The organism is Chondromyces apiculatus DSM 436, assembly GCF_000601485.1.
Lineage (GTDB): Bacteria > Myxococcota_A > Polyangia > Polyangiales > Polyangiaceae > Chondromyces > Chondromyces apiculatus.
Genome location: NZ_ASRX01000016.1, coordinates 16,711 through 29,124, shown reverse-complemented (window position 1 = coordinate 29,124; position 12,414 = coordinate 16,711). Strand labels below are relative to the sequence as shown.

The 12,414-nt window shown below is 67.2% G+C and carries 10 protein-coding genes; 7 read left to right on the top strand and 3 right to left on the bottom strand.

What is annotated here, in order from left to right; all coding sequences use genetic code 11:
* Positions 1–20: 20 nt before the first annotated feature.
* The gene (locus CAP_RS11795) at positions 21–1,250 is read right to left on the bottom strand and encodes a monooxygenase (RefSeq protein ID WP_081864796.1); all 1,230 of its coding nucleotides are present in this window, start codon (positions 1,248–1,250) and stop codon (positions 21–23) included.
* 65 nt (positions 1,251–1,315) lie between these two features.
* Entirely contained in the window at positions 1,316–1,927 is a 612-nt protein-coding gene (locus tag CAP_RS11790) for a hypothetical protein (RefSeq protein WP_044239943.1), read from the bottom strand.
* 365 nt (positions 1,928–2,292) lie between these two features.
* Between CAP_RS11790 and CAP_RS11785 the strand changes: the two genes are divergently transcribed.
* From CAP_RS11785 to CAP_RS11770, 4 genes are all read left to right on the top strand, one after another.
* Complete coding sequence (locus CAP_RS11785) at positions 2,293–4,779, top strand: radical SAM protein (RefSeq protein ID WP_044239940.1); 2,487 nt, start codon at positions 2,293–2,295, stop codon at positions 4,777–4,779.
* A gap of 66 nt (positions 4,780–4,845) precedes the next feature.
* Positions 4,846–5,949, top strand: a complete 1,104-nt coding sequence (locus CAP_RS11780) for a Nif3-like dinuclear metal center hexameric protein (RefSeq protein ID WP_044239937.1) — start codon at positions 4,846–4,848, stop codon at positions 5,947–5,949.
* A 75-nt stretch (positions 5,950–6,024) separates the two neighbouring features.
* The gene (locus tag CAP_RS11775) at positions 6,025–6,804 is read left to right on the top strand and encodes a hypothetical protein (protein WP_044239935.1); all 780 of its coding nucleotides are present in this window, start codon (positions 6,025–6,027) and stop codon (positions 6,802–6,804) included.
* 55 nt (positions 6,805–6,859) lie between these two features.
* Positions 6,860–7,378 (top strand): GNAT family N-acetyltransferase, encoded by a 519-nt coding sequence (locus CAP_RS11770; RefSeq protein WP_044239934.1) that lies wholly within the window; start codon positions 6,860–6,862, stop codon positions 7,376–7,378.
* A 119-nt stretch (positions 7,379–7,497) separates the two neighbouring features.
* Here the strand turns inward: CAP_RS11770 and dnaK are convergent, their stop codons facing one another.
* Positions 7,498–9,414, bottom strand: a complete 1,917-nt coding sequence (gene dnaK, locus CAP_RS11765) for a molecular chaperone DnaK (RefSeq protein WP_044239933.1) — start codon at positions 9,412–9,414, stop codon at positions 7,498–7,500.
* Positions 9,415–9,739: 325 nt separating this feature from the next.
* On the opposite strand from dnaK, the gene rpmE reads away from it, so the two are divergent.
* From rpmE to prfA, 3 genes are all read left to right on the top strand, one after another.
* Entirely contained in the window at positions 9,740–9,949 is a 210-nt protein-coding gene (rpmE, locus tag CAP_RS11760) for a 50S ribosomal protein L31 (RefSeq protein ID WP_044239932.1), read from the top strand.
* 260 nt (positions 9,950–10,209) lie between these two features.
* Positions 10,210–11,238: a DUF1385 domain-containing protein gene (locus CAP_RS11755; RefSeq protein WP_231511350.1), complete on the top strand. Its 1,029-nt coding sequence runs from the start codon at positions 10,210–10,212 to the stop codon at positions 11,236–11,238.
* Positions 11,239–11,324: 86 nt separating this feature from the next.
* Entirely contained in the window at positions 11,325–12,413 is a 1,089-nt protein-coding gene (gene prfA, locus CAP_RS11750; RefSeq protein ID WP_044239928.1) for a peptide chain release factor 1, read from the top strand.
* Position 12,414 lies beyond the last annotated feature (1 nt).

The following is a 12,414-nucleotide window of genomic DNA, read 5'->3' as shown; positions in this document are numbered from 1 at the left end:
AGAGAGAGCCACGAATGGAATCACTTCGCAGCGCAAGCAGAGATCTCGGCGCTGCAGGTGCTCATCGGATCCTGGCCACGCTGCAGGCTCAAGACCAGGCAGCGCACGGTGTCCGACATCTCCTTCGACACCGCAGGGTCCGAGTCGACGACGCAGCCCTGGAGGCTCTCGAACCCGTCACCCGCGCTGGTGAACGCTGTCTGGATGCAGCCGAGGGTCTCGGCGCAGGTCGCGACGCCGTCGCCGACCCACTCCGCGCCCATGTTGTTGGTCGACCCGACGTCGTCCGGGTCGGCGGCGCAGTTCGATGTCGCCGGATCGGCAGGGTAGTACGAGCCGATCAGCATGCACATCTCATCCGTCGAGCGTGGGCCCTGGTAGACGTCGCGCTGCTCGTGGTTCTGGTAGTCACAGGCGTAGTCGAGCACCTCGCCCGCGCGCACCTCGAAGCCACCCTCGAACGATTTCACCTCCACGTCTTCCCATCGATCGCTCTCGTAGAACGGCGCGCCCGACGAAAGCGCGGCGAAGTAGCCCTTGCCGCGCGCGTGCATGTGGGACTGGACGTTGGCGATGGTGATGTCGCTCCACACGGGGCAGCGCATCCGCGCCGTCCTCACAGACTGTGCGCCCACCTTGATGAAGGCGTTGTACAGGAACAGGATGTCGCCCTCTTGCTTCACCTGCTCGGCGGGGATGGAGTGCAGGTTGATGGCCACCTCCGGTTCGAGGACGTCCCCCGAAGCGTTGATGTAGTGCGCGTTCATCAGGAGCACGGCCCTGGGAGGGATGTACATGGCGACGTCTGGCGGGAAGCTCACCAACGAGGTCCCCTCACCGTTCTGGGAGCCGCCGACCAGCTTGGTGACCGACCAGCCGTTGGTGGCGCCGTCGGAGCAGTCGAAGACACCGCTCGTGTCGACCTCGGTCCCGTCGTCCTTCGCGGTCGGGATCTCGGTGTAGGACGTCGCGTACAGCAGCACGTGGTGGCTACCCGACGTGTAGCGGACCTCGTCACGGTTGACGTGCATGCCCTCGGGGGGCGCCTGCATGAACTGGCAATGCTCTGCCTCCATGCCGGGGTCGAGGCGAGAGATCATGCGGAACTGCGCGCCCTGCCCCTCCGCAGGAGGCGCGAGGAGGTCGTCGTCGTTCGGGTCGGGCTCCACGGAAGAGCCGTCCTCGGCGCCACCGCATCCGAGGAGACCCATGATCAGGCCGAGGCCAGCGAGTTGAGCTATCGTTCGCATGGCCCGAAGAATGGTCCGACCAGGAGTCGCGTCAAGCGCGAGGCAGGATCAGGCGATCGGGTCGTTCAAGGCTTCGTGTAGAGCGCTGTGCGCCACCCCAGGTAAAACCCTGGCTGTCGCACCGAGGAACTCCACGTGTAGTCGATGTACGCCCACGGCCCCATGGAGAGCTTCCACAGGCGCACGCCCTCGTAGAATGCTCCAAAGGCGATGCGCGACGAGCCGCCGCCGTCGATGAGGGTGGTCTCTTCCCCCGAGGGCGTCGTGCTCGACAGCGCGAAGCCGGTGTCGAGGTTCACGCCGATGTCACGCCACACGCCGCCGAGCCAGTACACGGGGAAGACGTCGGTGTGGAACATGAAGCTGTAGGTCGAGGTGCTCGCGTCCCCGGCGATCATGCCCGAGAGCCCGCCGCCGAGGCCGAAGACCAGCCAGTCGGTGAGCGCTGCGCCGATCCACGCCGAGCCGCCACCACCGATGCCTACGCCCGTCTCGGTGTAGTAGCGCTCGTAGCCAATCTTGAGCGCGTCGTTCGGGTAACCAGCGGAGCTGCCGAGCATCACCCCGCCAGCGATGCCCGCGGTGAAGCCGTAGCGCCTCTCGGGGGGCTGGTTCTCCCAGGGCTTCTCGGTGCCGGTCGGCGCGGGTTCGGGTGAGGACGCGGCGGAAGGTCTCACTTCGGCGGCGGTGGGCTCGGAAGGGAGCGCGGCTGGGGCGGGCGGGGCTGAGGCGGGCGCGGCGGGCGGGGCGGCGGTAGAGGGGGCTGGCGCGGATGGGGCTGGCCCAGACAAGGATGGCGCGGATGGGGGTGAGGCGGATGAGGCTGGCGCGGACGGTGCGGCAGCGGACGGGGGGTCCAGCGTGGGAGCTGATGGGGCGGGCTGCGCGCGGAGCTGCGCTGGCGCGAGAAACGCGGTGATGGCCACCGCAGCGGCCAGGACCGACAGAGCGGGGGGCGCCGGGCGGGCCGAAGGGGGCAAGGCGTGGCGGCGGAGAAGGAGAGGCGTCGCCATGAGAGGAGCTTCCTTATACGATCGGCTGCGTGTCGGGCACGGCGATCGTCTTTCCTCCGATCCGCGCCTCGCGGGACTTCATCGATTACCCCTACTTCGCCGATCTCGGCGCGGTGCAGGCGGCAGCGGTGATCCGCGGGGTCGAGGGCTCCGTCTCCCTGGTGGACGCCCTCGCGCTGCCCGGAGCTACCCTCGAACCCCTCTCTCCGAGGGGAGCGGCCCCAGGTCCGGGGGGCAGGACGCAAGGCCCGGAGGACGGGGCCACGGGAGCCGATCAGATCCGTCTCGGGGTGTCGCCCGAGGTCGTCGTCGCCGCCGTGCCAGAGGCGGTCGGGGCCGTTGTCTTCGCCTTGACCCCTTTCCACCGCCCCCCGACGCGCGATCCGATGCTGGCCGCAGTGCTGGAGCCGCTGCGCGCAAGGCACCCGGAGGTTCCCTTCGTGCTGGCGGATCTCTACCAGAGCGGTCAGCACGTGGTCGATGCGGCCTCCGAGGCGATCCTGGCCGCCTACCCGGAGATCGACGTGCTCCTCCGGTACGAGGCCGAGCAAAGCCTGCCTCCCCTGCTCGCCGCGCTGCGTGAACGGGGAAGGCCCGCGCGCCCGTTCGCGCTCCAGGGCAAGGAGCCGGCCCCGCTCGATGCGCTCCCCCTGCCCGCGTGGGATCTCGTGGACCTCGGGGCCTACTTCCGCTTCCACGAGGCCGTGGTGGCGCGGCTCGGGCGGCCCCGGTGGGCGTTCCCCATCGACGGCGCGAGCCTGCCGCTGCTCACCAGCCGCGGCTGCCCCTACCGGTGCGTCCACTGCTCCTCGAACCCGACCTCGCGCCGGAACGGGGAGATCATCGCGCCGAAGACCCAGCGCCGCTACTCGGCCGCTTACCTCGACAGGCTCCTCGCCGATCTCAAGCAGCGCGGCGCCCGACGGGTGCACCTGCTCGACGAGCTGGTCAACGTGAACGAGGCGCACTTCGACGCGCTGCTCGAGATGCTGGCGCGCCATGACCTGCGCTTCGAGGTCCCGAACGGGATGCGCGCCGACTACGTGCTCCCGCGTCACCTGGCAGCGATGCGCGGGCGGCTGACCACCCTGAGCGTCAGCGCCGAGAGCGGCGTGCAGCAGGTCGTCGATCGGATCGTGGACAAGCAGCTCGACCTCGCGGAGATCTCGCGCGTCGGCCAGGAGGCTGCCGAGGCCGGGGTGGAGATGCTGGTGCACTTCATGATCGGCCTCCCCGGCGAGACCCGGCGGGACATCAACGGTACCCTCGACTTCGCGCTGCGCCTGCACGAGGAGACGGGCGCCTGGCCGAGCGTGCAGTTCGCGACGCCCTTGCCTGGCACACGCCTCGCCAGGATGGCGCAGCAGCCCATCGGTGAGGACCCTACCTCGCCTGGCAGCCAGGAGGGCCGCGCTCCAGCGGCGCAGAGATCCGCAGCGCGCGCCCTGCCGCTCATCGAGGACTACGGTCCCTACTTCCAGCAGGCACCCTCCATCGAGACTGCCGACTTCACCCTGGAAGACCTGCGGCGCTTCAAGTGGACCTTCGATCAGCGCCTGCTCGCCGGGCAGGGGCCGAAGAAGGTGATCATGAACGTCACCTACCGCTGCAACAACCGCTGCACGTTCTGCGCGACGGGGACGCGCACCCAGTTCGACGGCAACGTGGAGCGGCAGCGGGAACTCTTGGTGAAGTACCGCAAGCTCGGCGTGCGCTTGCTCGACCTCGACGGGGGCGAGCCGACGCTGAACCCGAACCTCCTCGGGATCGTCCAGTTCGCGCGCCGGATCGGCTACGAGAAGGTCAACGTCACCACCAACGCGCGCATGGCGAGCTACGACGAGTTCGCGCGCAAGCTCACCCACTCCGGGGTGACCTCGGTGCTGGTCTCCATCCACGGGCCCGACGCGCAGACGCACGCGCAGAACGTGGGCGTGGCCGAGGCGTTCGACCAGACGTGCGCCGGAGCGCGGGCTCTGGTGCGGCACGCGCCTCCCGGCGTGGAACTCGGGGTGAACATCACCCTCACCAAGTCGAACCACCGGAAGCTCTGGGGTGTGGCGGAACTCGCGCTCTCGCTGGGGATGCCGTGGCTCAACATCCAGTTCCTCACCCCGTTCGGACGCGCGACCAGCTCGGTCGCACCGGACACTGCCGAGGCCGCGCGCGAGTCAATGCGGGTGATCGACGCCTTCAAGGGCCAGATGAAGATCCAGGTGATCAACCTGCCGTTCTGCTTCATGCCCGGCTACGAGGACCACCTCACGGGCGACCTGCTCAAGCTCGAGCGGCACATGCTCTTCGTGAACAACGACGAGGTGAACCTGTTCGAGTACCTGCGGGAGCGGCGGGTGAAGAAGGAGGTCTGCGGAGGCTGTCCGCACGCGATCTTCTGCGGGGGCTTCTACGAGCTGGAGGACGCGCCCGAGCCGAAGTGGTTGATCCGCCCCGAGGATCTGGTGCGCCCCGTGGCCGAGGAGATCCCGCGGCCGACCGTCGGAGGACTGGTCCCGTAGGCATCCGCTCCGCCGGCTTGACGGGGGGCGCTCACCAGTGGACGGAGGCTCCAAGGAGCCCTCCCCATGCACCTCCGTGATGCGCTCTCCGTACTCGAAACGATCGCCCCCCTCCGTCTGGCGGAGAGCTGGGACAACGTCGGTCTGCTGGTCGGTGACCCCCGCCAGAGCGTGTCCGGAGCGCTGCTCTGCATCGACTACACCCCTGCCGTCGCTCGGGAGGCGCGTGATCTCGGATGCGATCTGGTGGTCGCTTACCACCCTCCCGTCTTCGAGGCGCTCAAACGGGTGACTGCTCCTGGCCTCGTCTTCGAGGCCATCCGTGATGGCATCGCCCTCTATGCACCGCACACCGCGCTCGACGTGGCGCCCGGTGGCACGAATGACGTGCTGGCCGACGTGCTCGGCATCGGAGAGCGCACGCCGCTGCAGCGGGGAGAGGCACGGCCGACCCACCACAAGCTGGTGACGTTCGTACCCGAGGAGCACACGGAGGCGGTCGCTGCGGCGCTGTTCACGGCAGGTGCGGGGAAGATCGGGGAGTACACCGAGGCGAGCTTCCGCGCTCAGGGGACGGGAACGTTCCTGGGCGGAGAGGGGACGCACCCGGCGGTGGGTCAGGCAGGGAGGCGTGAAGCCGTGCCCGAGATACGCCTGGAAGTCCTGGTGCCGTCGGCGCGCACGATGCAGGCAGTGGCTGCGCTCCGGGCCTCTCACCCTTACGAGGAGCCCGCGTTCGATCTGGTCATGCTCGCACCGGAGCCCGTCACCACGGGTATCGGACGCATCGGCGATCTGCTCACGCCGACTCCACTCGGCGCGCTGCTCGGTCGCATCAAGGAGGGGCTCGGGGTGGAGGCGCTCCTGGTGTCGACGCCTGACGGGGTCGGAGACGAGACGGCGATCCGACGTGCAGCGGCATGCGCCGGGGCTTGCGGGAAGCTGTTCGAGCAGGCGATGGCGCAGGGAGCAGGGCTCTACTTGACCGGAGAACTCCGGCACCACGACGCGCTCAAGGCGGCGCAGGCGGGGATGACGGTGGTATGCGCGCTGCACTCGAACAGCGAGCGGGCCACGCTCGGGCGGGTGCGGTCGCGCCTCCAGGAAGCGCTGCCGGGGCTCCAGGTGCACCTGAGCGCCAGCGACCACGACCCTTTCATGATCCGGTAGTGCCGGCAGATGCGGTCAGCGCGCTGAGCGCGGCATGCTCAGAGACCTGGCGTCGATCCTGCTTGGGGCCAGGACATGAAGCGCTATCTCGCCCTGGGGGTACTGGCCGCGTCGGCGCTGCTCGTTGCCTGTGAGCAAGGAGGCGAAGCGATCAGAGGCATGGAGACGGAAGAGGCCACCGACGACCGCGGAGGAGAAGAAGAGTCCGCGGTAGCGCAGGGGAATGATGGCTCCTTGCTCGAACGTGTCGACCACCAGATGCCACCCGAGGCGAGCCTGGACCTGGAGGGGTTCGAGCCCGTGCCAGCCTTCGAGGATCTCGATCTCGGGCGCCTTCAACCGCTCCTGTCCTTCACCTACGCAGAGATGCGGCAGGTGCTCGGGAGCGGCGAGCCTCAGGTGCAAAGCTCCGCAGGTACCAAGTGCGGCGAGGCAAGGGATCGCGCGGCTTGCATCGACCGCTTCGATGCCCTCTCGGCTGCGCGTGCAAACGAGAGCTTCAACCGCGGGTGCCTACCGCTCGGCTGCTACTCGTACCTGGCGATCAACAGCGGCGAGATCAACTTCACCCTGAACAGCGGGGATCAGCTCCTCCGCTACGTGGACGATGTGAAGACCAGGGAGGTGGCGCTGCTCCTGGTGAGTTCCGCAGGCTACCGGTGGGATGGTGACAGCGATGTCTCACGGGGCGGGATCCGCGAGGTAGACGGAGGTTACGAGGTGGTGGCGCTACGTTACACGCGCACCTGCGCACCCATCGTCGAGGAGCGCGTGGTGCTTCTCGTGGAGAGCAGTGGGCAGCTCACCCGGCTGGCGTCCGAGACCGCCAGCTCCCTGCCGGGGGCTTGCTTCTGACGCTCCCGACCAGGACGCTGTGGCGCAGTAGCATGGGGAATGAAACCGTGGGCCCATGCGATGGACCGTTCGCCTGACCCAGGAACACGACTACCAGAAGCTGCCAGCCGTCGAGCGCGATGCAGGGAAGCGTTTTCACGAGGTCGGCCTGAGCCAGGTGGCAGAGGATGCGCCAGCACCTGTCGAATCCCACGCGCGGGCAGCGGCAAAAGGGCTGCACTGGGTTGCCGTGGATGAGGCTGACGAGCCCGTGGGCTTCGCCATGGCGGCCCGAACGCCTCCCTGGCTCTACCTCGCCGAAGTCTCGATCACCACTGGAGCTGCAGGCCATGGGATCGGGCGTGCGTTGATCGCTCAGGTACAAGCCACGGCGATGCGCGAGCGCTCGCAAGGCGTCGTGCTGAGGACCTTTGCCGACGTACCCTGGAACGGCCCCTACTATGCGCGGCTGGGCTTCGCGCCTCTCGACGATGCCTCCATTCCAGCAGTGCTCGCCGACATGCCTCGGAAGGAACGCGAACGTGGCATGGATCCAGACACCCGCCTCTTCATGGTGTGGTTCCCGAAAGGCTGAGCATGCAGCCATCACCTCGCGAGGCACCAGGCCCGCGGGGATGACCCATAAAAAAACGGGCGCGATCCCAGGAGGATCACGCCCATCTTCATTGCGACAGGGGGCTCAGATCAACGCGCTCAGTTCGACTCCTCGAACTCTGCGTCGATGACGCCGTCCTTGCCGCCCTTCGGAGGCTGGGCGCCACCAGCGGCCTCGCCGCCCTCGGGACCACCAGGCGCACCACCGGGAGGCCCGCCTGCCTTCTCGTACATCACGGACGCGATGCGGTGGGCTTCCTTCTCCAGCTTCTCCAGAGCAGCCTGGACCGCCGCATCGTCCTGCTTCTCGATCGCGGAGCGGGACTCTGCGATCGCGCTGCTCAACGCGGATGCATCGCTCTCCGGGATCTTCTCCTTGTTCTCCGCGATGGTCTTCTCCAGCGTGTAGCAGAGGTTGTCGAGCTTGTTGCGCCGCTCGATCTCCTCACGCCGCCGCTTGTCCTCGGCCTCGTGCTCGGTCGCCTCCCGGACCATCCGGTCGATCTCCTCCTCCTTCAGACCGCCGGACGCCGTGATGGTGATCCGCTGATCCTTGCCAGTTGCCGTGTCCTTCGCGTGCACGGACAGGATGCCGTTGGCGTCGATGTCGAAGGTCACCTCGATCTTCGGCACCCCGCGAGGCGCCGGCATGATGCCCTCCAGGTGGAACCGCCCGAGGGTGCGGTTGTAGCGCGCCTCGGTGCGCTCACCCTGGAGCACGTGAATCTCGACGCTCGGCTGGCTGTCGGTCGCCGTGGAGAAGATCTCCTTCTTCTGCGTCGGGATCGTGGTGTTGCGCGTGATCATGGACGTCATCACGCCACCGAGCGTCTCGACACCCAGCGAGAGGGGCGTGACGTCGAGGAGCACGAGATCCCGCACGTCGCCTGCCAGCACGCCTGCCTGCACGGCGGCGCCCACGGCCACGACCTCATCGGGGTTCACCCCCTTGTGCGGCTCCTTGCCGAAGAACTTCTTCACGGTCTCCTGCACCAGCGGGATGCGGGTCGACCCACCGACCAGCACGACCTCGTCGATCTGCTGGGCAGTCTTCTTCGCGTCGGAGAGCGCCTTGCGAACCGGCTCGAGAGAGCGATCGATGAGGCCGCGGATCATCTGCTCGAGGCGCGCCCGGTTGAGCTGCTTCTGCAGGTGCTTCGGACCAGAAGCGTCGGCCGTGAGGAACGGCAGGTTGATCGTCGCCTCCTGCACGTTCGACAGCTCGATCTTCGCTTGCTCCGCCGCATCCTTGAGGCGTTGCAGCACCATCTTGTCGCCGAGGATCTCGATGCCGGTGTCCTTCTTGAACTCGCCGGCGAGCCACTCCATGATCTCGTGATCGACGTCGTCGCCGCCGAGGTGCGTGTCACCGTTGGTGGAGATGACCTGCACCACGTTGTCACCGACCTCGAGGATCGAGATGTCGAAGGTGCCACCACCGAAGTCGTAGACGGCGATGATCTCTTCCTTCTTTTTGTCGAGGCCGTACGCGAGCGCGGCCGCAGTCGGCTCGTTGACGATGCGCTTGACGTCGAGGCCAGCGATACGACCGGCGTCCTTGGTGGCCTGGCGCTGCGCGTCGTTGAAGTACGCAGGCACGGTGATGACTGCCTCGACGACGCCGCTGCCGAGGTAGTCCTCGGCGGCCTTCTTCAGCTTCTGGAGCACCTTCGCCGAGACCTCCGGCGGGGTGATCATCTTGCCGCGCACCTCGAAGGCCACGTCGCCGTTCTTGCCCTTGACGACCTTGTACGGGACGCGCTTCGACTCCTCCTGGACCTCCTCGAACCGGCGGCCCATGAAGCGCTTGGCGGAGTAGACCGTGTTCTGGGGGTTGGTGACGGCCTGCCGCTTCGCGATCTGACCCACCAGGGTCTCGCCCTTTTCGTCCCAGGCGACGACGGACGGGGTGATGCGCGAGCCCTCGGAGTTCACGATGACCTTGGGCTCCTTGCCCTCCATCACCGCGACGACGCTGTTGGTCGTGCCGAGATCAATGCCGATGATCTTTCCCATGACTTCAAATCCTCCGAGAGTTGGTCAAGCAGTCACCGTCGGGACCAGAACCCCCACCAGCAGGCCTCGATCGACAGCTCTTCGCGAGCGCATGCTCGGGCGTCGTGAAGCGGAGCCACTGGATAGTCGGTTACTCGTGTCCTGAATTCTCCGAGCCTGTCAGGCCCGCGAGGGCGAAGCTAATCACGGCGTACCCACCGTCAACAGCCTTCCATGCAACTGCCGTGCACAAAGACATCGCCGGCTTGCGGTCACGAATCCCTTGCGCTATAGGGGCCGTTCCTTCGGGCCCCACGTGGCCTGAGGTATAGAAGGAGCAAGGATCATGAAGGAAGGCATTCACCCCGACTACAAGGCCTCGACCATCTCTTGTGCCTGCGGCTCGGTGGTCGTCACCCGCTCCACGCGCGGCAACTTCACCACCGACATCTGCTCGCAGTGCCATCCGTTCTATACGGGCAAGGCCAAGGTGATGGACGTCGCGGGTCGTGTGGACCGGTTCCGCAAGAAGTACGCGAACACTCCGAAGGCCTGATCCAGAGCCCTTCGGCTCCACTTCCACAGCCGTCCTGCTCCTGGCCGGACGGCTCCTCCCTCCTCTCCAGCCTCAGACTCAAGCGCACGTTCGCGCCGGCATGTCCGATGCGCTACGCCTCACGTCGCGCTACAATGGGGCAACCCATGAGTGAGCAGCCTGCACGTCCCTATATCGGTGGCCAAGCGGTGATCGAAGGCGTCATGATGCGATCGCCAAGCTCGTTCGCCATCGTATGTCGCCGACAGTCAGGTGAGCTGATGGTCCGCGAACAACCCATGGTGGCGCCGATCGCCAAAGGGCTCCGGACCTGGCCCTTCTTCCGCGGCCTCGTCACGGTGGTCGAATCGCTGCGGCTCGGCTCGCGGTCGCTGCGCTGGTCGGCGGAGCTCTACGAGCAGGACCTGGCAGCCGCCGAGGCGCGCGAGAAAGAGGGCCTCGCACCCGTACAGAAAGCCGTCAGCGGCACCGCCGGGACCACGCTGGCCCTCGGCGTCGCGGCGCTCGCCACCCTGGAGGCCGAGAAAGAAGCGCCGCCACTTCCCCCCGAGGAAGGCAAGAAGGGAGGTGGCGCCGTCGGCGTGCTCTCGATCCTCTTCGCCATCGGCCTCTTCGTCGCACTGCCGCAGGCAGGCGCCGAGGGCATCAACAGGCTCTTCGGCCTGGGGTTGGAAATCACCTCGCCTGGCTACCAGGCCATCACGGGCATCGCGAAGCTGCTCATCGTGGTCGGCTACATGGTCGGCATCCGCCAGATCCCCGAGGTGAGGCGCGTGTTTCAGTACCATGGCGCCGAACACAAGGCGATTTCGACCTACGAGGCCCGCGAGCCGCTGGAAGTGCCCAACGCGCGCGCAAAGACGACGCTGCACCCCCGCTGCGGCACGACCTTCCTGGTCATGGTCGCGCTGGTTTCCATCGTGGTCTTCTCGCTCCTCGGAGCTTCCCTGCCGAAGCTGCCGGGTGGGCGGCTCGTGGAGAGCATCGGCTTCTTCCTCATGAAGCTCCCGTTCCTGCCCGTCATCGCCGCGGTCACCTACGAGATCCAGCGGGTGTTCGCCCGGTACTGCACCACGGGCCCCCTGCGGGCGCTGCTCTGGCCCGGCTTCCTCGTCCAGAAGATCACGACGGCCGAGCCCGATGACGCTCAGCTCGAGGTCGCCCTCGCCTCCCTGCGCGCGACGCTGTGGCGTGAGGAAGAGATCACGGCTCCTGTGCAGCCGGACAAGGCCTTCTCCAGCTACGGTGACATGCTCGCCCATCCGGGCTACGCCGCAGCGCGCTCCTAGCGGCGCTCCTCGAAGTGCCGCTCCGGTTCGGGCGTCGCGCGCAGTGACGCCCCATCCCTCCTCCCCCGTACGCCCCTGGTCTTCCCATGCTCCCCATCTCCAAGCTCGAAGCGGTCGAACGCCGCTTCAAGGAACTCGAGCATCTGCTCTGCAGCACCGCCGTCCTGACGGATCCGATGCAGATGACGCGCCTGAACCGCGAACGCACGGAGCTGGAGCCCGTCGTCGCCGCCTTCAACCGTCTGCGGGACCTCGAAAAGCGGATCGCCGACGATCGAGAGGCGCTCAGCGACCCCGACCTCGCAGAGCTGGCGCAAGCAGAACTCCCGGAGCTGGAGACGGAGCGCGTCCAGCTCGAAGGCGAGCTGCAGATCCTCCTCCTGCCCAAGGACCCCAACGACGCACGGAACACGATCGTCGAGATCCGGAGCGGAGAAGGTGGTGAGGAAGCCGCGCTGTTCGCTGCGGACCTCTTCCGCATGCTCTGCCGGTATGCCGACGGCAAGCGGTGGAAGATCGAGGTGCTCAACATGAGCGAGGCCTCGGCAGGCGGCTACAAGGAGGTCGTCGCGCTCGTCACCGGACAGGACGTGTACTCGCACCTCCGCTACGAGGCCGGTGTCCACCGCGTGCAGCGCGTCCCCGCCACCGAGGCGCAAGGGCGCATCCACACCTCCACGGCTACCCTGGCGGTGCTGCCAGAGGCCGACGACGTCGAGGTGCAGATCGACGACAAGGAGCTCGAAATCTCCATCGCCGCGTCCGGTGGACCTGGCGGCCAGGGCGTGAACACCACGAACAGCGCCGTCCAGATCAAGCACCTGCCCACGGGCATCATCGTCAAGTGCCAGGACGAGCGGTCGCAGCTCAAGAACAAGGCCAAGGCGATGAAGGTGCTCCGCAGCCGCCTGCTCGAGCTTGAGCAACGCCGGCAGGAAGAGGCGCTGAGCGCCGAGCGGCGCACCATGGTCGGCACCGGTGAGCGCTCGCAGAAGGTCCGCACCTACAACTTCCCGCAGAACCGGGTCACCGACCACCGGATAGGCCTGACCCTCCACAAGCTCGATCGGATCATGGAAGGTGACCTGGAAGAGCTCATCGCTGCGCTGAGATCGCACCGTCAAGCAGAGCTCCTCCAGCGGGGCAATCAGGGTGGCGTGGAGGCGAGGGCCTGAA

Coding starts and splice junctions, on each gene's coding strand:
- CAP_RS11795 (WP_081864796.1), bottom strand. CDS start 1,250: ATGCGAACGATAGCTCAACTCGCTGGCCTCGGCCTGATCATGGGTCTC.
- CAP_RS11780 (WP_044239937.1), top strand. CDS start 4,846: ATGCACCTCCGTGATGCGCTCTCCGTACTCGAAACGATCGCCCCCCTC.
- CAP_RS11775 (WP_044239935.1), top strand. CDS start 6,025: ATGAAGCGCTATCTCGCCCTGGGGGTACTGGCCGCGTCGGCGCTGCTC.
- CAP_RS11770 (WP_044239934.1), top strand. CDS start 6,860: ATGCGATGGACCGTTCGCCTGACCCAGGAACACGACTACCAGAAGCTG.
- dnaK (WP_044239933.1), bottom strand. CDS start 9,414: ATGGGAAAGATCATCGGCATTGATCTCGGCACGACCAACAGCGTCGTC.
- rpmE (WP_044239932.1), top strand. CDS start 9,740: ATGAAGGAAGGCATTCACCCCGACTACAAGGCCTCGACCATCTCTTGT.
- CAP_RS11755 (WP_231511350.1), top strand. CDS start 10,210: ATGGTCCGCGAACAACCCATGGTGGCGCCGATCGCCAAAGGGCTCCGG.
- prfA (WP_044239928.1), top strand. CDS start 11,325: ATGCTCCCCATCTCCAAGCTCGAAGCGGTCGAACGCCGCTTCAAGGAA.